At 75.1% G+C, this 21,089-nt stretch carries 25 protein-coding genes; 11 read left to right on the top strand and 14 right to left on the bottom strand.

Features of this window, described 5'->3' with window-relative positions; all coding sequences use genetic code 11:
* Nucleotides 1–61 precede the first annotated feature (61 nt).
* A complete protein-coding gene (locus tag ABRQ22_RS00850) occupies nucleotides 62–1,333 on the bottom strand; it encodes an MFS transporter (protein WP_353708248.1) in 1,272 nt (423 codons plus the stop codon).
* 74 nt (nucleotides 1,334–1,407) lie between these two features.
* Entirely contained in the window at nucleotides 1,408–2,226 is an 819-nt protein-coding gene (locus ABRQ22_RS00845) for an aldo/keto reductase (protein ID WP_353709606.1), read from the bottom strand.
* Nucleotides 2,227–2,406: 180 nt separating this feature from the next.
* Here ABRQ22_RS00845 and ABRQ22_RS00840 point away from each other — a divergent pair, with 180 nt between their 5' ends.
* Nucleotides 2,407–2,865 carry a MarR family transcriptional regulator gene (locus tag ABRQ22_RS00840; protein ID WP_353708247.1) on the top strand — a complete coding sequence of 153 codons (459 nt, stop codon included), beginning with the start codon at nucleotides 2,407–2,409 and terminating at the stop codon, nucleotides 2,863–2,865.
* Between the two features lie 128 nt (nucleotides 2,866–2,993).
* Here ABRQ22_RS00840 and ABRQ22_RS00835 read toward each other — a convergent pair whose 3' ends face one another.
* Nucleotides 2,994–3,695: an FCD domain-containing protein gene (locus tag ABRQ22_RS00835; protein WP_353708246.1), complete on the bottom strand. Its 702-nt coding sequence runs from the start codon at nucleotides 3,693–3,695 to the stop codon at nucleotides 2,994–2,996.
* A gap of 166 nt (nucleotides 3,696–3,861) precedes the next feature.
* On the opposite strand from ABRQ22_RS00835, the gene ABRQ22_RS00830 reads away from it, so the two are divergent.
* Entirely contained in the window at nucleotides 3,862–4,476 is a 615-nt protein-coding gene (locus tag ABRQ22_RS00830) for a gluconokinase (protein ID WP_353708245.1), read from the top strand.
* Nucleotides 4,473–5,903: a gluconate:H+ symporter gene (locus ABRQ22_RS00825; RefSeq protein WP_353708244.1), complete on the top strand. Its 1,431-nt coding sequence runs from the start codon at nucleotides 4,473–4,475 to the stop codon at nucleotides 5,901–5,903. Before ABRQ22_RS00830 ends, ABRQ22_RS00825 begins: the two co-directional genes overlap by 4 nt.
* A 141-nt stretch (nucleotides 5,904–6,044) precedes the next feature.
* Here ABRQ22_RS00825 and ABRQ22_RS00820 read toward each other — a convergent pair whose 3' ends face one another.
* From ABRQ22_RS00820 to ABRQ22_RS00810, 3 genes are all read right to left on the bottom strand, one after another.
* Nucleotides 6,045–7,511, bottom strand: a complete 1,467-nt coding sequence (locus ABRQ22_RS00820) for a hypothetical protein (protein WP_353708243.1) — start codon at nucleotides 7,509–7,511, stop codon at nucleotides 6,045–6,047.
* An 86-nt stretch (nucleotides 7,512–7,597) separates the two neighbouring features.
* Nucleotides 7,598–8,737 carry a hypothetical protein gene (locus ABRQ22_RS00815; protein WP_353708242.1) on the bottom strand — a complete coding sequence of 380 codons (1,140 nt, stop codon included), beginning with the start codon at nucleotides 8,735–8,737 and terminating at the stop codon, nucleotides 7,598–7,600.
* Nucleotides 8,738–8,842: 105 nt separating this feature from the next.
* Nucleotides 8,843–9,997, bottom strand: coding sequence for a VIT1/CCC1 family protein (locus tag ABRQ22_RS00810; protein WP_353708241.1), 1,155 nt, complete (start codon nucleotides 9,995–9,997; stop codon nucleotides 8,843–8,845).
* A 136-nt stretch (nucleotides 9,998–10,133) separates the two neighbouring features.
* Here ABRQ22_RS00810 and ABRQ22_RS00805 point away from each other — a divergent pair, with 136 nt between their 5' ends.
* Nucleotides 10,134–10,514, top strand: a complete 381-nt coding sequence (locus ABRQ22_RS00805) for an FKBP-type peptidyl-prolyl cis-trans isomerase (protein ID WP_087470098.1) — start codon at nucleotides 10,134–10,136, stop codon at nucleotides 10,512–10,514.
* 89 nt (nucleotides 10,515–10,603) lie between these two features.
* Here ABRQ22_RS00805 and ABRQ22_RS00800 read toward each other — a convergent pair whose 3' ends face one another.
* The gene (locus tag ABRQ22_RS00800; RefSeq protein WP_353708240.1) at nucleotides 10,604–11,329 is read right to left on the bottom strand and encodes a DedA family protein; all 726 of its coding nucleotides are present in this window, start codon (nucleotides 11,327–11,329) and stop codon (nucleotides 10,604–10,606) included.
* A 193-nt stretch (nucleotides 11,330–11,522) separates the two neighbouring features.
* Between ABRQ22_RS00800 and ABRQ22_RS00795 the strand changes: the two genes are divergently transcribed.
* The 3 genes from ABRQ22_RS00795 to ABRQ22_RS00785 are packed head-to-tail and all read left to right on the top strand — an operon-like array spanning nucleotide 11,523 to nucleotide 13,649.
* A complete protein-coding gene (locus ABRQ22_RS00795) occupies nucleotides 11,523–12,119 on the top strand; it encodes a ribonuclease H (RefSeq protein WP_353708239.1) in 597 nt (198 codons plus the stop codon).
* Nucleotides 12,120–12,156: 37 nt separating this feature from the next.
* A complete protein-coding gene (locus ABRQ22_RS00790) occupies nucleotides 12,157–12,624 on the top strand; it encodes an ester cyclase (RefSeq protein WP_353708238.1) in 468 nt (155 codons plus the stop codon).
* Nucleotides 12,621–13,649: a DNA-3-methyladenine glycosylase 2 family protein gene (locus ABRQ22_RS00785; RefSeq protein ID WP_353708237.1), complete on the top strand. Its 1,029-nt coding sequence runs from the start codon at nucleotides 12,621–12,623 to the stop codon at nucleotides 13,647–13,649. The genes ABRQ22_RS00790 and ABRQ22_RS00785 overlap by 4 nt, the downstream gene beginning before the upstream one ends.
* Before the next feature lie 79 nt (nucleotides 13,650–13,728).
* On the opposite strand, the gene ABRQ22_RS00780 is transcribed toward ABRQ22_RS00785, so the two are convergent.
* From ABRQ22_RS00780 to ABRQ22_RS00770, 3 genes are all read right to left on the bottom strand, one after another.
* Nucleotides 13,729–13,908 carry a hypothetical protein gene (locus ABRQ22_RS00780; RefSeq protein ID WP_053370594.1) on the bottom strand — a complete coding sequence of 60 codons (180 nt, stop codon included), beginning with the start codon at nucleotides 13,906–13,908 and terminating at the stop codon, nucleotides 13,729–13,731.
* A gap of 156 nt (nucleotides 13,909–14,064) precedes the next feature.
* A complete protein-coding gene (locus ABRQ22_RS00775; protein WP_353708236.1) occupies nucleotides 14,065–14,763 on the bottom strand; it encodes a DsbA family oxidoreductase in 699 nt (232 codons plus the stop codon).
* Between the two features lie 49 nt (nucleotides 14,764–14,812).
* Nucleotides 14,813–15,439, bottom strand: a complete 627-nt coding sequence (locus tag ABRQ22_RS00770; RefSeq protein WP_253054300.1) for a DinB family protein — start codon at nucleotides 15,437–15,439, stop codon at nucleotides 14,813–14,815.
* Between the two features lie 302 nt (nucleotides 15,440–15,741).
* Between ABRQ22_RS00770 and ABRQ22_RS00765 the strand changes: the two genes are divergently transcribed.
* Together ABRQ22_RS00765 and ABRQ22_RS00760 are read left to right on the top strand one after the other, a co-directional pair.
* Complete coding sequence (locus tag ABRQ22_RS00765; protein WP_353708235.1) at nucleotides 15,742–16,389, top strand: histidine phosphatase family protein; 648 nt, start codon at nucleotides 15,742–15,744, stop codon at nucleotides 16,387–16,389.
* Nucleotides 16,390–16,455: 66 nt separating this feature from the next.
* Nucleotides 16,456–17,013 (top strand): PH domain-containing protein, encoded by a 558-nt coding sequence (locus ABRQ22_RS00760; protein ID WP_353708234.1) that lies wholly within the window; start codon nucleotides 16,456–16,458, stop codon nucleotides 17,011–17,013.
* 64 nt (nucleotides 17,014–17,077) lie between these two features.
* Here the strand turns inward: ABRQ22_RS00760 and ABRQ22_RS00755 are convergent, their stop codons facing one another.
* Together ABRQ22_RS00755 and ABRQ22_RS00750 are read right to left on the bottom strand one after the other, a co-directional pair.
* A complete protein-coding gene (locus ABRQ22_RS00755) occupies nucleotides 17,078–17,380 on the bottom strand; it encodes a hypothetical protein (protein WP_253054306.1) in 303 nt (100 codons plus the stop codon).
* A gap of 144 nt (nucleotides 17,381–17,524) precedes the next feature.
* Nucleotides 17,525–18,286: an MOSC domain-containing protein gene (locus ABRQ22_RS00750; RefSeq protein ID WP_353708233.1), complete on the bottom strand. Its 762-nt coding sequence runs from the start codon at nucleotides 18,284–18,286 to the stop codon at nucleotides 17,525–17,527.
* Nucleotides 18,287–18,375: 89 nt separating this feature from the next.
* Here ABRQ22_RS00750 and ABRQ22_RS00745 point away from each other — a divergent pair, with 89 nt between their 5' ends.
* Entirely contained in the window at nucleotides 18,376–18,996 is a 621-nt protein-coding gene (locus tag ABRQ22_RS00745; protein WP_353708232.1) for a class I SAM-dependent methyltransferase, read from the top strand.
* 38 nt (nucleotides 18,997–19,034) lie between these two features.
* Here ABRQ22_RS00745 and ABRQ22_RS00740 read toward each other — a convergent pair whose 3' ends face one another.
* Nucleotides 19,035–19,310, bottom strand: a complete 276-nt coding sequence (locus ABRQ22_RS00740; protein ID WP_353708231.1) for a hypothetical protein — start codon at nucleotides 19,308–19,310, stop codon at nucleotides 19,035–19,037.
* Between the two features lie 3 nt (nucleotides 19,311–19,313).
* Nucleotides 19,314–20,375 carry a C2 family cysteine protease gene (locus ABRQ22_RS00735; RefSeq protein WP_353708230.1) on the bottom strand — a complete coding sequence of 354 codons (1,062 nt, stop codon included), beginning with the start codon at nucleotides 20,373–20,375 and terminating at the stop codon, nucleotides 19,314–19,316.
* 162 nt (nucleotides 20,376–20,537) lie between these two features.
* Between ABRQ22_RS00735 and ABRQ22_RS00730 the strand changes: the two genes are divergently transcribed.
* Nucleotides 20,538–21,086, top strand: coding sequence for a hypothetical protein (locus tag ABRQ22_RS00730; RefSeq protein ID WP_253054319.1), 549 nt, complete (start codon nucleotides 20,538–20,540; stop codon nucleotides 21,084–21,086).
* The last annotated feature ends 3 nt before the right edge of the window (nucleotides 21,087–21,089 follow it).

Genomic DNA, 21,089 nt, shown 5'->3' with positions numbered 1-21,089 from the left:
GGGGTCGTTCCCCACGACCCGCCGGTCGTGGGGAAGGACCCCGGGTTCGGCACCGCGGGTGTCAGACGGCGGCCCGTGCATCCGGCGCGGGGGCGGGCACCGTGTCGTGCGGGGGCCGTACGGCTCGCGGCCACTCGCCGCCGCGGGCCCTGACCGCGACGAGCAGGACGACGAGCCCGACGGCGGTCATCGCGGCGCCCGCCCACAGGGGCGACGTGAAGCCGAGCCCGGCGGCGATGGTCAGGCCGCCGATCCAGGCGCCGAGCGCGTTGCCGACGTTGAAGGCGGCGATGTTCGCGCCCGACGCGAGGGTGGGGGCGCCCTGGGCGAACGACATGACGCGCATCTGGAGCCCGGGGACAGTCGCGAACCCGAAGGCGCCCATGAGGACGAGGCTCACGACGGTCATCACCTGGCTCGTCGCGGTGAGCGCGAAGACGCCCAGCACCACGGTGAGCGCCGCGAACAGCACGACGAGCGTCGTGCCGAGCCGGCGGTCGGCGGCGCGCCCGCCGACGAGGTTGCCCACGAACAGACCGCCGCCGAACAGCACGAGCAGCCACGGGACCGACGCCGTCGTGAACCCGCCCACCTCGGTGAGCGTGAACGCGATGTACGTGAACGCGCCGAACATCCCGCCGAACCCGAGCACGGTGATCGCGATCGAGAACCACACCTGCGCGCTGCGGAACGCGGCGAGCTCGCCGCGCAGCCCGGTGCTGCCCGACGCGCGGTCCGTCCCGGGCGAGGTGCTGCCGTCGGGTGCGGGGACGCCGTCGGGCGACCCGACGCGCGACGGGACGAGGAGCGCGATCCCGGCGAGCGCGACGACGCCGATGGCGGTGATGGCCCAGAACGTCGCACGCCATCCGGCGGCCTGGCCGAGGAACGTGCCGAACGGGACGCCGAGCACGTTCGCGATGGTCAGCCCGGCGAACATGATCGAGATGGCCCCGGCCCGCTTCTCCGGCGCGACGAGGTCGGCCGCCACGACGGCGCCGATCCCGAAGAACGCGCCGTGGCACAGCGCCGCGACGACGCGGCCGAGGAGCATGACCTCGTACGTCGGCGCGACGGCGGACAGCAGGTTGCCCGCGATGAACAGGACCATGAGGCCGAGGAGGGCCTTCTTGCGGTCGACGCGCGTCAGGGCGGCCGTGAGGCCGATCGCGCCGAGGGCGACGGACAGCGCGTAGCCCGAGATGAGGTAGCCGGCGACGGACTCGGTGACGCCGAAGTCGGCGGCCACCTCGGGCAGCAGGCCCATGATGACGAACTCGGTGAGCCCGATGCCGAAGCCCCCGATGGCGAGGGCCCAGAGGGCGACTGGCATGACGATCTCCTGGTTCCGGGAAGGTGCGGTCTCGCGGGCGAGGCGCGGCGCGGGCCGGGGCGCGCGCCGGCGCGTCAGCCCTCGAAGGTGTCGGGGTGCGGTCCGATGCGACCGCCCGCGTCGAGGGCGTCGATCGCGGCGACCTCGTCGGCGGTGAGCGCGAAGCCGAGGACGTCGAGGTTCGACGCGATCCGCGCGGGCGTCACGGACTTGGGGATGACGACCGTCCCCTGCTGCAGGTGCCAGCGCAGGACGACCTGGGCGGGCGTGACGTCGTGGGCGGCGGCGACGCGGACGACCGTCGGGTCGTCGAGGACCGTGCCCTGGCCCAGCGGGCTCCACGCCTCGGTGACGATCCCGAGCTCGGCGTGGACGTCGCGCAGCGCGCGCTGCTGGAGCGCGGTGTGCAGCTCGACCTGGTTGACGGCGGGCGTCTCGCCCGTCGCCGCGACGACCGCGCGCAGGTGCGCGGGCTCGAAGTTGGAGACGCCGATCTCGCGGACGAGGCCCGCGTCGCGGGCCGCGACGAGACCCTCCCACGCCTCGACGTACCGGCCGCGGGCGGGCGACGGCCAGTGGATCAGGTAGAGGTCCAGCCGGTCGAGCCCGAGCAGCTCGAGCGACCTCTCGAGCGCGGGGCGGACGGCGTCGCGGGCGAGGGAGTCGATCCACAGCTTGCTCGTGACGAAGACGTCGTCGCGCGCGAGGCCGGACTCCGCGAGAGCGCGGCCCACGCCCGCCTCGTTGCCGTAGACCGCCGCGGTGTCGACGCTGCGGTACCCCGCCTCGAGGGCGAGGCTCACCGCTCGCGTGGTCTCGGCGTCGGGCACCTGGAAGACGCCGAAGCCGACCTGCGGGATCGAGGTGCCTCCGCACAGGGTCGTGCGGGGCATGGTCGTGGTGGTCGAGGACACGGAAGGGCTCCTGAGGGACGATCGGGAAGGGATCGCGTTGCACACGCGTTCACCTGGCGTCTGCACTTGTTGCAGACGCGCGCTATCGATACTTGCACACGCCGATTAGTTGCACAAGCGCTATAGTTATGACGGCACGCACGCACCGAGGAGGACCCCATGGGCATCGCCGACGACGCCGTCGAGATCCGCGCGCAGGGCTGGCGCACGCTCGCCGCGCTGCACGGGCTCATCGACGCCGCGCTCGAGCGCGCCCTGCAGTCGGAGCACGACCTCTCGGTCGTCGAGTACACCGTGCTCGACGCGCTCTCCCGGCAGGACGGCTGGCACATGCGCATGCAGCAGCTCGCGCGGGCCGCCGCCCTCTCCCCCAGCGCGACGACCCGGCTCGTCAACCGGCTCGAGGACCGCGGCCTGCTCACGCGCATCCTGTGCCAGGACGACCGTCGCGGGATCTACACCGAGCTCACGCCCGCGGGCGAGGCGCTCCTGCGCGCCGCGCGCCCCACCCACGACGCGACCCTCGAGACGGCCCTGCACGACGCGACGGAGACGCCCGAGCTCGCGTCGCTCGTCGACGCGCTGCACGCGCTCCCGGTCCCCACCGGCGCGAGGTAGCCCCGCCAGCTCCCGCACGGCGCCGCCCAGCGGGCACGGCCCCGCCCGGCGGGCACGGCCCCGCCCGGCCGGTACGGCGTCGTCCGGCAGGCACGACGAGCCGGACAGGCGCACGCGTGAGGGTCCGGTCAGGCCTGTCGGTCGACCCCGCCGAGCGCGGCGCGGACCTCGCCGACGATCGCCGCCATCGCCGCCTCGGCGGCGCGCGGGTCGCCGGCCGCGACGGCGCGCGCGACCGCCTCGTGCTGGGCCAGCGCCTCGGGGACGGGGGACGCGGGCATGAGGCCCAGGTGCGTCCGCCCGCTGAGCACCGCGGCGACGACGCCGGCGAGCGCGCCGAACATCTCGTTGCCGCTCGAGCGCAGCAGGAGCTCGTGGAAGCGCACGTCGAGCGCGAGGAACTCCTCCAGGTCGCCCGCCTCGCCGAGCATCCGCATGCGCGTCGCCGCTGCGACGAGCTCGGCGCGCTCGTCGTCCGTCGCGTGGACCGCCGCTCCGGCGGCCGCGAGCGGCTCGACGGCGTGGCGCAGCTCGGTGAGCGTGCGGAGCTGCGGGTCACGACCCGTCCCTTCGAGGCGCCAGCGGATGACGCGCGGGTCGAGCACGTTCCACTCCTCGATGCCGAGGACGACGAGCCCGACACGACGCTTCGACCGCACCAGGCCGAGCCCTTCGAGGAGCCGCATGACCTCGCGCGCGACGGTGCGCGAGACGCCGAACTCGGAACCGATCGACTCGAGCGTGAGCGGCGAGCCGGCGGGGACGTCGCCGCTGGTGATACGGCGTCCGAGAGCGTCGAGCACGGTGGTGTGCAGGACCGTCGTCGCCATGGTCAGCAGCCTACTGGCGCCCATTGGTGATATCAATCACTTGCCAAAGGTGCTACCAATGCCGCACAGTGGTCGGCAGTGGGGACCACGACGGTCGCCACCCGGGACGGGACCGCGCCGCGAGACGCACCCGCACCGGACGCCCGCCCGACACGGAAGTCGACACATGGACACGGACGTCAGCACCACGGTCCAGGCCGAGAGCGCCGCACCCGAGCACGCACCCCAGCACCTCGTCGTCATGGGGGTCGCGGGCTCGGGCAAGACGACGGTCGCGACGCTGCTCGCGCAGCGCCTCGAGACCGAGTACGCCGAGGCCGACCGGTTCCACCCGCAGGCCAACATCGAGAAGATGAGCGCGGGCACCCCGCTCACCGACGAGGACCGCTGGCCGTGGCTCGAGGCGATCCGCGACTGGCTGAGCGCCGAGGCGGACGCCGGACGCTCCGGCGTCGTGACCTGCTCCGCGCTCAAGCGCTCCTACCGCGACCTGCTGCGCACCGCGCGCGGCCGCGTCTGCTTCGTCCACCTCGACGGCAGCCCCGAGCTCCTCGCCGAGCGCATGGAGCACCGCAGCGGCCACTTCATGCCCACGTCGCTCCTGCCCTCCCAGCTCGCCACGCTCGAGCCCCTGGGCGACGACGAGCCCGGCTTCACGGTCGACGTCACCCGCACGCCCGAGGAGATCGCCGACCTCGTGCTCGACCGGCGGGCCGACTGCGGGCGGACCGACCCCAGCACCTCGACCGGGACCTCGGCCGGGACGGAGGCGCCGCGATGATCGGCACGCTCACGCAGCACCTCACGACGCTCGCTCCGTCCGCCGCCGCGGCCGTCGCGCGCGCCGCGGAGGACGCCCCCGTGACCGACGCCGGGACGGCCCAGCTCGTCCTCGCCGCCGTCGTCGGCATCGCGACGATCGTCGTCCTCATCGTGTGGCTCAAGCTGCACCCGTTCCTCGCGCTGATGATCGGCTCGGCCGTGCTCGCCGTCGTGGCCGGCATCGACTTCGTCGACGCGTTCACCAGCTTCTCCGCGGGGCTCGGCTCGACCGTCGCCGGGGTCGGCGTCCTCATCGCGCTCGGCGCGATCATCGGCAAGCTGCTCATCGACTCCGGGGGCGCCGACCAGATCGTCGACACGATCCTCGGCAGGACGACGCCGCAGCGCCTGCCGTGGGCCATGGCGCTCATCGCGTTCGTCATCGGGATCCCGCTGTTCTTCGAGGTGGGCGTCGTCCTCCTCGTGCCCGTGGTCATGCTCGTGGCCAAGCGCGTCCGCACCAACCCGATCCTCGTCGGGATCCCCGCGCTCGCGGGCCTGTCGGCGCTGCACGGCCTGGTCCCGCCGCACCCCGGGCCGCTGCTCGCCATCGACGCGCTCGGCGCCGACCTCGGCCTGACGCTCGGCCTCGGCCTGCTCGTCGCGATCCCCACCGTGGTCGTGTCCGGCCCGCTGCTCGCCAAGCCCCTCGCGCGCTGGGTGGCGCTCCCGCCGCCCACGTCCGTGCTCGGCGTCTCCGAGCGCGACGAGGACGCACCGCGCCCGAGCTTCGCGGTCTCCGTCGGCGTCGTCCTGCTGCCCGTGATCCTCATGCTCGCCCGCACCCTCGTCGAGGTCAGCGGGTCCATCGACACCGGCTGGGGCCGCGTCTTCGAGTTCATCGGCACCCCGCTCGTCGCGCTGCTCATCACCGCGCTCACCTCGCTCGTCGTGCTGGGCTCCGCGCTCGGCCGCACGCGCGACCAGGTGAGCAAGCTCGTCGACTCGTCGTTCGCGCCGATCGCGGGCATCCTCCTCATCGTCGGCGCCGGCGGCGGCTTCAAGCAGACGCTCGTCGACTCGGGCGTGGGCGACGTCGTCGCGAAGGGCATCTCGGACGCGAACATCACGCCGCTGCTCGCGGGCTGGCTCGTCGCCGTCCTCATCCGCGTCGCCACCGGCTCCGCGACCGTCGCGACCATCACCGCCGCGGGCATCATGGCCCCGATCGCCGCGACCCTGCCGCCCACGCACGCCGCGCTGCTCGTGCTCTCCATCGGCGCCGGGTCCGTGTTCCTGTCGCACGTCAACGACGCCGGGTTCTGGCTCGTCAAGGAGTACTTCGGCATGACCGTCGGGCAGACGTTCAAGACGTGGTCGCTCATGGAGTGCGTCCTGTCCGTCGTCGCGCTCCTCGTGGTCCTCCTCCTGGGCCTCGTCGTCTAGCGGAACGGGCGGGCGGCGCCGCGCGAGCGCGCGGCGCCGCCCCGGCACGGTCACGCCGGGTGCTCCCTGGCCAGGTCCGGCGCGACCGCGCCGCGAGGACCGCCCGGGCGCACGGCCCGGGCGGTCCCGTCTCTGCGGGCGTCAGCCCCGGTCGGTGAAGACCGGTGCGTAGGCGTCCCGGTCCGCGAGCCAGGACTTCCGACGGAAGCGCTCGAGCGACAGGCCGAGCAGCGTGAGCAGACCGGCCATCACGAGCAGCCCCAGGTCACCCCCCGCGCCCGTCGTCGCCAGGGCCGTCGGGCCCGATGCCGCGACGGAGGTCCCGCCCGCCGTCGTCGCCGTGACGCCGGCGCCGGCGCCGATCGGGTGGAGCACCCGGACGACCGTGCCGTCCGTGCCACCCGTCGACCCCGGGTCGGTGGGGTCCGTCGGGTCGGTCGGGTCGGTCGGGTCCGTCGGGTCCGTCGGGTCGGTCGGGTCCGTCGGGTCCGTCGGGTCCGTGGGATCCGTCGGGTCCGTGGGATCCGTCGGGTCCGTGGGATCCGTCGGGTCCGTCGGCACGACGGCGGCGGTCGGGCACGCCGCCGAGGCGTCACCCAGCAGGCCGACGCCCACGCCGCAGACGGTCACGGGGACCGTCACCGGCAGGTCGACGTCGAGGTCGGGCAGCGCCCCGAGGACGCCGTCCTCCCCGAGCAGGCCCCCGTCGAGGAGCCCGTCGCCCAGCAGGCCGTCGTCACCGAGCACCCCGTCGAGCAGCCCGTCGCCCCCACCGAGCACGTCGTCGCCCAGGAGCCCGTCGCCGAGCAGGTCGTCCACCAGACCGCCGTCACCCAGGACGCCGTCGAGGAGGCCCGTGCCGTCGGCGTCGCCGGATCCGGTCCCGTCACCGGGGACCTCTCCCGCCGCGCCACCGCCGACCGTCGCGTCGCCGCCGACGCCGACCGCGACACCGGACACGTCCACCGGCACCGTCACGGGCACGTCGACGTCGACGCCGGAGCCGGACCCCGCCGCGCCGTCGTCCGCGCCGTCAGCCGGAGCAGCCGGAGCCGCCGGAGCCGGCGTGACGGTCGCGTCACCCAGGATGCCCACCGCGACGCCGGACACGTCCACGGGGACGGTCACGGGCACGTCGACGTCCACGTCCGTCGGTCCTGCCTGAGCTGGGGCCGGGGCCGGGGCGGGCTCGGCAGCCGCAGCCGGAGCCGGGGCCACCGCGGCGTCGCCGAGGACGCCGACGGCGACGCCCGAGACGTCCACCGGGATCGTCACGGGCACGTCGAGGTCGACGTCCGCCGGGCCCGCCGGAGCCGGCGCGGGGTCGGGCGCCGGGGCCGGAGCCGGCGCGGGCGCGGGGGTCACCGTGGCGTCCCCGAGGGCGCCCACCGCGACGTCGGACACGGTGACGGGGACGTTCACGGGCACGTCCACCGACACGTCGGGAAGGGCCTCGGTCACCTGGCTCAGCGGAGTTTCGACCGACAGGTCCAGCCCGAGGTCGCCGAGGAGGTCGCCCTCGGCTGCGTGGGCCGCTCCGGCCCCGACGACCACGAGGCCGCCTGTGACGAGCGCTGTGCGCAGCGCGCGTCGAACGAAGGTGTGCATGATCGTTCTCTCTCCTGCTCAGAAGTGGCTGGCGCACCACGGCGCCGGGTCTCGTCTGCCGCGCTCGGGGCGCGACGCGAGCCACGTCAGGCAGGAGAGACGGGGACCTCGAAGAACGTCGAGGGGTGGTTCGACCGCGCGTCGTCGACGACGGCGGTCCAGGACGAGAGCGCGGGGGCGTCGGCACCGTGGCCGAGGGCGGCGAGGTCGCCGCCGGACCCGGCGCGCTGGGCGCTGCCGGACGGCGCAGGTGTCGTACCGAGCCCGCCGTCCGACGGTGCGCCACCCAGGGGTGTCGCGCCGCCTGCGGGCACGGCGGTGCCGGGCGGAGCGTCGAGCGGGGCGAGGAGACCCCCGCCGCGTGCGCCCGCGGGCGGGGTGCCGAGCGCCGTCGGGCCCGCCCGGTCCGCACCGGGAGGAGGCACGGGCGGCAGCTCGCCGCCCGACGGCAGCGGCACGGTGGGCGCGGTGGGCTCGGCCACGGTCGTGCCGGCGCCGGGCCCCGCCGGGCCGACCGGGCCCGGAGCCTCCGGACCGGGAGCGGGCGCCTCGGGGAGCACGGGTGCGAGCGGGTCGAGCGGGGTGAGCGGCCCCGTCACCGGGCCGAGGACCGGGTCGGTCACGGGCGCCAGCGCGTCGAGCACCGGGGTCAGCGCGTCGAGGACGGGCGTCACCGGGTCGAGCGCGGGCGACACCGCCCCGAGGACGGGGTTCACCACGGGGGCGACCGCCTCGACGACGGGCGTCGCGGCCGGCACGACCGCGTCGAGGACCGGCGTGGTCACGGGAGCGACGGCGTCGGTCACGGGCTGCACGACGGGCGCCACGGGCGCGACGACCTGCTCGACCACGGGAGCGGCCGGCGCGACGACCTGCTCGACCACCGGCGCGACGGGCCGCACGGCCTCCTCGACCACGGGTGCCGCCGGGGTCACGACCTTCTCGACGACCGGGGCGACCGGCTGGACGACGGGGGCGACGACGTCGCGCACGACGGGCTGGACGACGTCCTGCACGACCGGGTCGACCACGCTCTGGACCGTCGAGGTGACGGGCGACAGGACCTTGCCGAGGCCGAGCGGGTCGTCCGCAGCGGACGCGCCGCCCGCGGTCGCGACGGCGAACGCGAGGCCGGCACCGAGACCACCTCCGGCCACGAGCGCGCGCACGAGCCAGCGGCGGGCGGCTGGTGCGCGCCTGCCCTGCGCGTCGTGCGTCGCGTCCATCGTGCGCCCCGTAGGTCGTCGGTGCGGCGAAGAGGCGGGCCGGCAGGCCCGTCCGGGGTCACGGTAGGCATGCGCCGGTGACGCTCACCACCGGAGCGTCCGATTTCACCCGACGGTCGCCCCGAACACCAGCCCGAGCAGGTAGGTCGCCGCCGCGGCACCGAAGCCGATGCCGATCTGCCGCAGCGCCCGCGTCAGGGGCGAGGTCCCCGAGAGCAGGCCGACCGTCGCGCCGGTCGCCAGGAGCGCGACCCCCACGAGGAGCGCCGCCACGCCGACCGCGACGAACCCGGTCAGGCCGAAGAGGTAGGGCAGCACCGGGATGAGCGCGCCCGACGCGAAGAACAGGAACGACGACACCGCCGCCCCCATCGCCGTGCCGTGCGTCTCGTGCTCGTCCGCGCTGGGCGGCGGGGCGATCACCGTCTGCTGCGTGTACGTCGCCAGGACGTCGGCGGCGTGCTCCTCGGCCTCGGCGGGCGCCATGCCCCGCGCGCGGTAGACGAGCGCGAGCTCGTTCGCGTCGACGTCGAGGTCGGGCAGCGCCGCGGACGCCTGCGGGCTCGGCGTCGAGGCGTCGAGCAGCTCGCGCTGCGACCGCACCGACACGTACTCCCCCGCGCCCATCGACAGCGCGCCCGCGAGCAGGCCCGCGAGCCCCGAGAGGAGCACCGTGCTGTTCGACGCCCCCGACGCCCCGATGCCGAGGATCAGCGCGAGGTTGGACACGAGGCCGTCGTTCGCGCCGAACACGGCGGCACGGAACGTCCCCGACAGGCGGTTGCGCCCGCGCGTCGCGAGGCCGCGCACGACCTCCTCGTGGATCCGCTCGTCGGCGGCCATCCGGGGCGTCGCGTCGGCGTCGGTCTCGTACGTCGAGCGCGCCTCGGCCCGCTGGGCGAGCGCGAGCACGAACACGCCGCCGAAGCGGCGCGCGAGCCAGCCGAGCGTCCGGGTGCGCCAGTCGCCCCGCAGGGGCTTGCCGACGTCGTCGCCGAGCAGGCCGAGCCAGTGCTGCTCGTGCCGCCCCTCCGCGTCCGCGAGCGCCAGCAGGATGTCGCGCTCCTCCCCGCTGCGGCGGCTCGCGAGGTCGCGGTAGACGGCCGCCTCCGCGCGCTCGTCGGCGAGGAACCGGCGCCACCGCCGGATCTCCTGCGGCGTCGGTCGGTGCCCGACGACGGGGGCCGGGTCCCCGCCCGGCGTCACCCCGTGCGGGTCGCCGGCGGGCAGGCCGGTGTGCGGCTCAGGCGTGGAGGACATGCCTCCATGATGGCGATCTTCGGCCGCGCCGTGTTGCGCGCGGCCGAACGCGGGGCCGGGGGTCCCCCCGACCGGTGTTCCGGGCGTCCCCAACCTCGGGCCCGCCCGTCGTCCGCCGTCGTGGTTGGATCGGACCATGACCACTGGAGAGAACGAGCTGTCCCGCCCCGAGGTCGACGCGCCGGAGGGCCCCGCGCCCACCGAGCTCGTCGTCGAGGACATCACCGTCGGTGACGGCCCCGAGGCGACGCCGGGCGCGACCGTGAACGTGCACTACCTCGGCGTCGAGTACGAGACGGGCGAGGAGTTCGACGCCTCGTGGAACCGCGGGCAGTCGATCAACTTCCCGCTGCGCAGCCTCATCGCCGGCTGGCAGCAGGGCATCCCCGGGATGAAGGTCGGCGGGCGGCGCAAGCTCGTCGTGCCGCCGGAGCTCGCCTACGGCCCCGCGGGCGGCGGCCACCGCCTGTCCGGCAAGACGCTGATCTTCGTCATCGACCTGCTCGGCGTGTCCTGACCGACCGCTGACGTGCAGGAGGGCCTCGGCCGTCGACCGGGGCCCTCCTGCTGTCCGCCGCGCCGGGCGGCGCCGTCGGGCGATCAGGTCTACCGCGCCGGGCCGGGGCACGTGACCAGCGCGGCGTCCGTCTCCGGGGTGTCGGCACCGGGTGCCAGGCTCGGGGCCGGTCCGGCCGCCAGGTCGGTGTCCCGCTCGCGGCGGGCCGCCCGGAGCCGGACCACCGTGTCGACGAGGACACCGAGGAGGATCCCGCCGACGACCCCCACCACGACGGCGAGGAGCGGGCTGTCGCCCACCCACGCGGCGGCGAGCGTGCCGATGAGGACCGAGTAGGTGGCCCACGCGACCGACGCGACGGCGGACAGCGCCATGAAGCGCCGGCGCGAGAAGCCCACGGCACCCGCGGTCACGTTGACCGCCGTCCGCCCGACGGGCACGAACCGCGCGCCCAGGACGACGGACGCGCCGCGCCGGTCGAGGGAGCGGGTCGCCCAGGCGACGGCGCGCTGACCGCGGAAGCCGCGCAGCACCGGCAGCGCGCGCGTGCCGACCGCCCGGCCGAGCGCGTAGGCGAGCTGGTCGCCGCACCAGGCGCCGAGCGCCGCGACGAGCAGGACGAGCCCCCAGGCGACGCCCCCGCCGGACTGCGCCCCCACGGCGAGCATGACGATCACGGTCTCGCCGGGGATCGGCGGGAAGAACCCGTCCCCCGCGGTCGTCGCGAACAGCGTCGGCAGCGCCCACACCGAGTCGACGAGCGCGAGCAGCCACGCCTCGACCTGTCCCCACAGCTCCACGACCCACGCGACCATGCGTCCCAGCCTCGACCGCGCGACCGCCCGGCACCATGGGGTATCCCCCCGGTTCTCCCCTGAGGCGACCCCGACCGGGCGCCCGCGGACAGGTGGTCCGGCGACCCTCCGGTCCGGGGGACAATGTGGCTCGACGCATTCGCCTCCCCGCGCCGCAGCCGGCGGGCGGGGACGTCCGTGATCGAGGAGCGCTGTGATCACTGTCAGCACCGACGGCTCGTGCCTGAACAACCCGGGCGGCGCCATCGGGTGGGCGTGGATCAACCACGACGGCACGTTCGACTCCGGCGGCGCCGTGAGCGGGACCAACCAGGTCGCCGAGCTGACCGCGCTGCTCCAGGCGGTCCGCGCGCACCCCGGTGCGGAGCCGCTCCTCATCGAGTCCGACTCCCAGTACGCCATCAAGTGCGCGTCCGAGTGGGTCGTCGCCTGGAAGCGCAAGGGGTGGCGCACCGCGGGCGGCCAGCCCGTGAAGAACCTCGAGCTCGTCCAGGCGATCGACCGGGTCATCACCGAGCGCGCCGGGCCCGTCCGGTTCCGCTGGGTGCGCGGCCACGTCGGCGACCCGTTCAACGAGCGCGCCGACCAGCTCGCGGGCCTCGCCGCCCAGGACTGGGCCGCGGGCCGGGGCGACCTCGACGGCACGCTCGTCCCCGAGCTCGGCGATCCCACGCGGCCGGCCGGCCGCGCGACCGGGCCGGCGCACGCCACGGCTTCCGCCGCGCACGCCCCTGCACCCAAGCAGCCGACGCCGGAGCCCGCGTGGGACATGGACACCCTGTTCGACTGACGCTCGGGGCGGGCTCGCGGTCGCGCATGATGGGTCCGTGACGACACGAACCCCTGCCGACCTCGTCCGTGAGTTCTTCGCCGTCGTGCGCTCGGGCGACGACCCGGCCCGCGCGGGCGAGTACCTCGCGCCCCTCGTCGCGGCGCACCAGGTGACGTCGGAGGCGCCGACGACGGTGCACCGGACTCCCGCGCAGTACGCCGAGCACGTCGAGGAGATGCGCGCCGCGTACGGGCGCTTCACCCTGACGGTCGACGAGCTCCTCGCGGACGGCGACCGCGTGTACGTCCGCTGGACCCAGCGCGGCCGCCACGTCGGCGAGGTGGACGGTCGCGCGCCGACCGGGGCGGAGGTCGTGCAGGTCGCGAGCTGCGTCTACCGTGTCGCGGACGACCGCGTGGTGGAGTACTGGATGCAGATCGACCGGGCAGGGCTCGCGGCACAGCTCGCGGCTGCGACGGATCCTGCTGGGCCGTCGGCGGCGGGTGCGACGATGGTCCGGTGACCGTCCTGCCGAGCCCGAACCCGCGCCCGAGCCCGGTCCCCGCGCCGGCCGAGCACGCGGTCGGCGACGGTCCCGTCCCGGTCGTGTACGCCGTGGTCGGTGAACCGCTCGTCCGGCGCGTCCGGTCGGACCGGCCCCTGGACCTGCACCTCACGCTCGGTCGACTCTCCCGCGGGCCGTACGACCCGACGTTCCGCCGCACGCCGTCCGGGGACGTCTGGCGCACGACGCGGATGCCCGCCGGTCCCGCGACGTGCCGCCTCGTGCAGACCGGGCCGCGCGACGTCGTCGGGCACGCCTGGGGACCGGGCGCCCAGGAGGCGCTCGACGCCCTCCCCCACCTGCTGGGCGAGCACGACGACGACACCGGCTTCGTCCCGCCCGCGCCCCTGCGCGACGCGCACCGCCGCGCCACCGGGCTGCGCATCCCCCGCACCGGTCGCGTGCTGGAGGCGCTCGTCCCCGCGATCCTCGAGCAGCGCGTCCAGACGGTCGCCGCGTGGCGGTCGTGGGGCTGGCTCCTGCGCAAGTACGGCGAGGGAGCCCCGGGGCCCGCGGGCGACGCCGGGATGCTCGTCGTGCCCGACGCCGCCACGTGGGCGCGCGTCCCGTCGTGGGACTGGCACCGGGCGAACGTCGACCCGGGCCGCGCGCGGACCGTCGTCGCCGCCGCACGCGTCGCCCGCCGGCTCGAGGAGTGCGGCGCGCTGCTCGACGCGCAGGGCGCCGCCGCCGCGCACGCCCGGCTCCAGGCCGTCCCGGGCGTGGGCGTCTGGACCGCGGCCGAGGTCGCGCAGCGCGCGCTCGGCGACGCCGACGCCGTGTCCGTGGGCGACTATCACCTCGCCAAGGCGGTGGGCTGGGCGCTCGTCGGCGAGCGCGTCGACGACGACCGGATGCTCGAGCTCCTCGCGCCGTACTCGCCGCACCGCTACCGCGTCGTCCGGCTCCTCGAGATATCGGGCCGGGCGCACGCCCCGCGGCGCGGCCCACGCCTCTCGATCCAGGACCACCGCCTCCACTGACGGCCCGCGCACCTCGCCGGGGGAATGAAAGAGTCGCCGGAACCTGCCGTTCCGGCGACCGTTTCACGCACGCACGGTGTTACTCGGGGAGCGCGCACACCCCGTCGACGCAGACCGCGGCGTCGTCCGCGCCGACCAGCGTGAGCGACGGCGCGGTCTCGCGGTGCGGCGCGGCCGCGTCCGCGGCGCTCACGCTCATGAGCGTGGTGCGACGCGGGTTCGCGATGGAGTGGTAGAGGTTCGTCGTGGTGTCGGTCATCTGAGGCCTCCTCGTGGGATCACGGGCGCCGGTGCACGTGTGGAGCCGGCGTCGGTGCGGGCTGCGTCCCAGTCTCGGTGATACCGAGTCGCAGGTCCACCGCACCGGGGTGTGAGATACGTCGCTCTCCGTACCTGATCTCGCAGAGCGGACAGCTCAGGCGGCGTCGCGCTCCGCGACGGCCTGCTGCAGCACCTGGACGAAGACCGCCGGGTCCTGGGCCCCCGAGACGCCGTACCGGCCGTCGACGACGAAGAACGGCACCCCGTTGATCCCGTAGGCGCGCGCCTGGTCGATGTCCGCCTGCACGTCGTCCGCGTAGCGGCCGTCCTCCAGAGCCGCGACGACCTGGGCGCGGTCGAGACCGACCTCCGCCGCAAGGTCCGCGAGCTCCTGGACGCGGCCCACGTGGCGGCCCTCCTCGAAGTACGCCTTGAGGAGGCGCTCCTTCATCTCGACCTGCTTGCCGTGCGCCTTCGCGTGGTGCAGCAGCTCGTGGGCGGTGAGCGTCTTGGTGTGCTGGAGCGCGTCGAAGTCGTAGGCCAGGCCCTCGGCCGCGGCGAGCTGCGTCATCTGCCCGAGCATCTGCTCGACCTGCGCGCGGGGCATGCCCTTGTGCCCCGCGAGGAAGTCCACCTCGGTGCCGTCGAAGTCGACGGGAGTGTCCGGCGCCAGCTCGAACGAGTGGTACTCGATGTCGACCTGCGGGCCGTCACCGGCCTCGGCGAGCCGGCCGAGCGCCGTCTCGAGGCGTCGCTTGCCGACGTAGCACCAGGGGCACGCGACGTCGGACCAGATGTCGATCTTCACCGTGGGGGCCGACGCGTCGGCCGCGGCGGGGCTGTTCGTGGTCATGTGACCGTGCAACCATCTGGACGACCGCACGATTCCCTCGCGGACCTCGTCACGGCGTGACGTTCGCCGCACGGTAGAGGTCCTGCAGCACCATGATCTCCGCGCCATGGTGGATCAGCTCGCGGTTCATGTGCGCGACGAGGTGGACGAACGGCGCCTGCGCGTCGATCTCCGTCGCCTGGCTCAGCCCGACCGTGAACGCCCCCTCGTCCGGCAGCGCGTCCACCCCGGCCCGCCACCGGTCCACCTCGTGCCGCAACCCCGCGACCGCCGGTCCGACCTCGCCCGAGAACGTCACGGAGTCGCGGCGGCGCTCGTGCGGCCCGAACGTCCACTCCCACCGCTCGAAGAACGCCTCGGTGAGGTGCGCGACGAGCCACGCGATCGTCCGCGGCTGCGGCGAGTCCGGCCCGTCGGGCCACTCCATCACCCAGTCGCCGACCCCGAGCGTGCGCGACGTGCGCTCCGTGCCGCGACGCACGACGCGCAGCGCGTCCGGCCCCGGCTCCCACTCGAGCTCCGCCTGCGTCAGCGTCGCGAGCCGTTCCGCGACCTCGAGCCACGAGAACCCGAGCTGGCCGCGCACGACCGCGAGCGTCGTCGGGACCGTGAGGATCGACCAGTCGAACTCGGGGCTGCCGTACGCGATCTCCCCGTCCGCCGTCTCGTGCACCATCTCGCTCCCCTCCCCGCGGCGCCGTCGCCGCCCGTCGGTGTCCGCTCGACGCTAGCCGGACCCACCGACGCCTGCGCGCGAGAATGGGTTCGGCCCGTCCCCCGTCCCCCGGAGTCCTCGTGCGCGTCCGCCCCCGTACCGTCCTGCTCGTCGCGACCGGGATCGCCGTCGTCCTGCTCGGCGCCCTCGTCGTGTTCCTCGCGATCAACGGGGTCGACGGCGTCCCCGGCTGACCCGGCCGACGCGCGCTCCGGGCGTCCCGGGGTGATGCTGCTGGAGGACACCACCAGGAAGGCCGACCCGTGACCACGACCGACACCACCCCCGACCCGCAGCTCGTCCTCGTGCGCCACGGGGAGACGGAGTGGAGCGCGAGCGGCCGCCACACCGGCCGGTCCGACATCCCGCTCACGGTCGCCGGCGAGCAGCAGGCCGTCGCGGCGGGCGTGTGGCTGCAGGGGTGGGCGGACCGCCGGGGGCGACGCCCCGCCGTCGTGCGCACGAGCCCGCGGCAGCGCGCTCGACGCACCGCCGACCTCGCCGGGTTCCCCGACGCGGAGACCGACGACGACCTCGCCGAGTGGGACTACGGCCCCGTCGAGGGCCGGACCGCCGTCGACGTCGGCGAGCAGCTCGGCCACGAGTGGCTGATCTTCCGCGACGGCGTCAACGTGCTCGCCGCCGCGAACGGGCACCGCGGCGAGGAGCTCTCCGCGGTGGCCGACCGGGCCGGACGCGTGCTCGGTCGCGTCGAGCCGACGCTGCAGGGCGGCGACGACGTCGTGCTGTTCGCCCACGGGCACCTGCTGCGCGTCCTCGCGACCGTGTGGCTCGGGATCGACCCGGGGCTGGGCGCGCGGTTCGAGCTCGGCACGGCCGCGATCTGCCTGCTGGGCTACGGCCACGGGCTGCGCACGGTCGAGGGCTGGAACCTCTCCGCCCAGGCCTGAGACCCGGCGAGCCGACCGGCGGGACGACCCTCCCCGTGCGGACCGCGAGGTGGCACGATGCTGCCCATGGGTCTGAGCGAGAAGCACCTCACCGAGGGCGAGCACGTCGTCATGGAGCTCAAGGAGCACGCGAAGGCGCTGTTCTGGCCGTTCGTGCTGCTGGTCGTGCTCGTCGCGGCGGTCGTCGTGACGGTCGTGCTCGTCCCGAACGACGTCGTCCGCTGGGTCGTCGCGGGCCTCGCCCTCGTCGCGGCGGTCGTCTGGGTGTTCGTGCCGTGGCTGCGCTGGCGGACCACGGAGTACACCGTGACGAACAAGCGCATCGCGATGCGCTCGGGCATCATCACGCGCACCGGGCGGGACATCCCCCTGTACCGCATCAACGACGTGAACTACGAGAAGGGCCCGATCGACCGGCTCTTCGGCTGCGGGACGCTCGTCATCTCGGACGCGACGGACAAGCCGGGGCTGAACCTGCACGACGTGCCCGACGTCGAGAACGTGCAGGTCCGCCTGCACGACCTGCTCTTCACCGCCGACGACGGCTCCGACGACGGCGAGTGGCCGCCGAACGAGCCGCCGCGCGGCCCGCGCGCCCCTCGCATCCCGCGCGCGGAGCGCTGACCGCACGGCCCGCCGACGCCCTGCGAGGAGCGCCGGCGGGCCGTGCGTGGCCGGTGCCGGAGGGTCAGCGGCTGCCGTCCGCGGAGAGCGAGACGATCGCCGAGATCGACGGGACGTACGCCGTCGAGGTGTGACCCGCCGCGACCCACGCCCCGTACGACGTGCGCACCGTGCCGTTGCTGACGTACTTGACGACGACGCGCGCGTACGTGCAGTTGATGTTCGTCACCCGCGCGGTGGTCCCGGACACGCTGGGCCCGGAGACGCTGCACCCGACGACGGCGGCGGAGGCCGCGGGGGCGGTCAGGGCGACCGCACCGGTCGCGAGGAGACCTGCCACGAGGGCGGAGCTGAGGAACTTCTTCATGTCGTGCTCCCTGCTTGATCGACATTGATACGAGTGAGCGCTCAGCAGGGAGCGTAGTGGAGCACCGCCGGTTTGTCAGCGGTCCGCATGAACTCGTCCCACACGGCTCGCGGCCGTGTCGCCGCAGGTGGGACGCGTGTCCGCTCAGTCCTCGATGCGCCGCCCGGCCGCGACCTCGGCGCGCGCCAGCATCTCGTCGGTCAGCGCGACGTCGCCCTCGAGGTGCGCGACGAGCAGCCGGCGCGCGACGTCGGCGGCACGCTCCGGGTCCGCACCGCGCGCGTTCCACGCCCCGAACCAGTCGGCGAGCGTCACGCCGTGCTCGGGCCGGTAGCAGACCGTCACCGCGTCCCCCGCCTGCAGCTCGCCGTTCCGCACGACCCGCAGGTACGCGCCGGTCCGGTTCGCGACGGTGAAGCGCTTGACCCACCTGTCCTCCCCGAGCCGCCGCGCGAACGTCGAGCACGGCGTGCGGGGCTGGGTGACCTCGAGCAGCGCCGTGCCCGCGGACCAGCGCTCCCCGACGACCGCCTCGCTCACGGGGATGCCCCGCACCCGCAGGTTCTCGCCGAACAGTCCCGGCGGGATCTCGCGCCGGAGCTGCCCGACCCACCAGTCGGCGTCGTCCTGGCCGTACGCGTACACGGCCTGCTCCTCGCCCCCGTGGTTCGCGCGGTCGGCCTGGAGGTCGGCGTAGAGGCCGAGGCGTCGGACCTTCACCGGGCCGTCGACGGGCCGCTTGTCGATCGCCGTGACGCCGACGGGGCCGGCGTCCGGCAGGAGGGCGTGCACGCGGCACACCGCGAGGACCTCGCCGGTCGGGGCGCTGCTCGCGAGGGCGGTCACGGGTGCCGCGCCGGGAGACGTGGGGTGGGCGGTCGGCGAGGCGGGCGCTGCGGGAGACATCCCTCGATTCTCTCAGCGCGACGTGGCCGAGGACACCGGGGACCAAGGTCACGGGACCGGTCTCACCCCGCACGGGTAGCGTCGGCGGCATGAGCGCCACCCGTCCCTCGCGCTGGGAGCAGAAGACCGCCGCCGACCCGTCCCACTCCACCTGGTACGTCGAACGCTTCCGCGCGATGGCCGCACGCGGCGCCGACCTCGCCGGCGAGGCACGCCTGGTCGACGCCATGCTGCCCCGCGGGTCGCGCGTGCTCGACGCCGGGAGCGGGCCGGGGCGCGTGGGCGCAGAGCTGTTCGCGCGCGGCCACACGGTCGTCGGGGTCGACGTCGACCCGGTGCTGGTCGAGGCGGCGCGCGCCGACCACCCGGGGCCCGACTGGCGGGTGGGCGACCTCGCCGAGCTCGACCTGCCCGCCGAGGGCGTCACCGAGCCGTTCGACGCGATCGTGTGCGCGGGCAACGTCGTGACGTTCCTCGCGCCGGGCACCGAGGTCGAGGTCCTGCGCCGCTTCCGGGCGCACCTCGCCCCGCACGGTCGCGCCGTCGTCGGCTTCGGCACCGGGCGCGGCTACGCGCCCGAGCGGTTCCTGGCCGACGCCGCGGAGGCGGGGCTGCGCCTCGACGTCGCCCTCGCGACGTGGGACCTGCGCCCGTGGACCCCGGACGCCGACTTCCTCGTCGCCGTGCTCGCCGTCGACGCCGCGGGCTGAGAGCCCGGTCGACCGCGCGCTCGGGCCGACGACTCGTCTCAGGCGGGCGTGAACGTGAACGTCACGGCCCCGCCCGAGCTCCCCGGCTCGCCCTCCACGTCGTCGACGTGGAGCATGCCCGCGCCGTGCAGGTCGATCGCGTCCCCGAGGTCCGCCCGCAGGACGTCCTCGCCGCGCGGGGAGCGGACCGCGAGCTGCGCGAGCGCCCGCCCCGCGCCGACGCCGACGCGCATCACCCCCACCCGCACGTCGGCGAACTCCGCCTGCGCTCCCTGCGGCACGCGCGCGCGGCGCACCTCGTCCTTGCCTGCCATGCGTCAGCCTCCCGAGTAGACGGAGTCGAAGTTCTCCTTGTACTCCTGCTCGGTGAGCCACAGGTCGCCGACCTTCTGCTCGCCGTCCAGGGTGCCGCCGCCGGGTCCCCACGGGTTGACGACGTGGATCTTCATCTCGCCGTCGATCTCCTTGACCTCGGTGACGACGTAGGCGTGGTTGGGCACGATCCGGCTGTCGTCGACCTCGTCCTCCCACCACCAGAACGCGTCGTCGTCCTCGGTGCCCACGGCGACGGGCCCGTCCTTCAGCCGGTCCTGGATGTCGGAGAGGCTGAGCTCGCCCGACCGCTCGGCGGGGCGGCCGGTGATCGCCTCGAACGCGTCGTCGGAGTGCCCGCCGTCGATGTCCTGGTAGTCGCCGCCGAAGTACTCGGCCGCCGCCTTCTCGTAGATCGACACCCAGTTCGGCTCGCCGTTCTGGCCGCCGACGCCGTTCTCCGGAACCGTCGCCTCCACGACGATCTCGACCGGCTCGCCGTCCTTGTACATCGTCACGGTGTACGTGCCGTCGTCGTTGAGCCGGATGTGCTCGCGCAGGAACTCCGGGTCGGTCGTCGCGACGGCGCCCAGGCCGGCGAGGAACCAGCAGTCCCCGACCTGGCCCTGGTTGATGTCGTCGAGCGAGAAGTCCTCGTTCTCGAGGTCGATCGGCGGGACGTCCTCGTAGTCGCCGAGGTCGTCAGTGAGGTCCGGGTCCCCGGGCCGGTCGCCGTCCTCGCCCGGGGTGCTGCGGTCGCCGCCGCCACCCGAGCCACCGCCGCCCGACCCCCCGGCACCGTCGGTGCTCGCGCTCTCCTGCTGGTCCGCCTGGCGCACGACGGCGGTCGCGGCGTCGCCGAGGACCGCCCCGACCGCCGCGACGGCCGGTGCGTGCGACGTGGACCACTCGCCGCGCAGGGCGTCGCCGTCCGGCCCCTCCCAGGGGCTCGACGTCACCAGCGCGTCGAGCTCGCCGCGCAGCGACGTCAACCTGTCGGCGGCCTCGGACAACCGCTGTCCGAGCTGTCGCAGCTGTGCGACGTCCGCCCCGTACATCCCGCTCATGTCTCCCCCTCGCCCGCAGGTCGCCGAGACGGTACCGCCGTCCGCCCACGCCGGTCCATGGTGCGCGCTCCCCATCCCCGCGCGGGCCGCACCTCTGACCTCGCGTCGGTGCGCGCTGGTAGCGTCCCCCGCGGACGACGCACGCGACGACCGAGGGGGACCATGACGGAGCAGGCCACGACACCGCGCCGGGGCGCGACGACGCGCACCGCCGGGGCGGTGCTCGCGCTGGGCGCCCTCGCCACGCTCGCCGCGTGCGGCGGCGACGCCGAGCCGACGGAGCCGCCGCCCGCACCGGACGCCGTCGCGGGGTACGAGGAGGCCCGGCAGGACGTCCTCGCCGCCGTCCAGGACGTCTACGGCGCGGACGGCTGGGCCGACGACGACGGGGGCGCCTCGGCGACGGCGCAGGACGACGGTCGCTGCGTCGTCTTCCTTCCCGACGCCCGGGCCACGCCGGGGGGCGCGGACGCGTACGGCCTGCTCGCGGACGTCCCCGACGCGATCGCCCCGGTGCTCGACGAGCACGGTTTCGGCGCACCCTCGGGCGTCGTCGAGGCCGAGCACGGCGGGTCCGCCTCGGTCGAGGCCGAGGACCCGGCGGGGTGGTCGGTGCGCGTCACCGCCGACGGCGACCTGGTCCGCCTCGACGTGTCCGGCCCGGTCGACCTCGACCCGTGCGACGAGGCCGGTCTCCCGGAGCTCGGCTGAGCC

The sequence above is a fragment of the Cellulosimicrobium sp. ES-005 genome (assembly GCF_040448685.1).
Taxonomy (GTDB): domain Bacteria; phylum Actinomycetota; class Actinomycetes; order Actinomycetales; family Cellulomonadaceae; genus Cellulosimicrobium; species Cellulosimicrobium cellulans_G.
The sequence above is the reverse complement of the archived record's forward strand: the minus strand, read 5'-3'. Positions and strand labels throughout refer to the sequence as shown.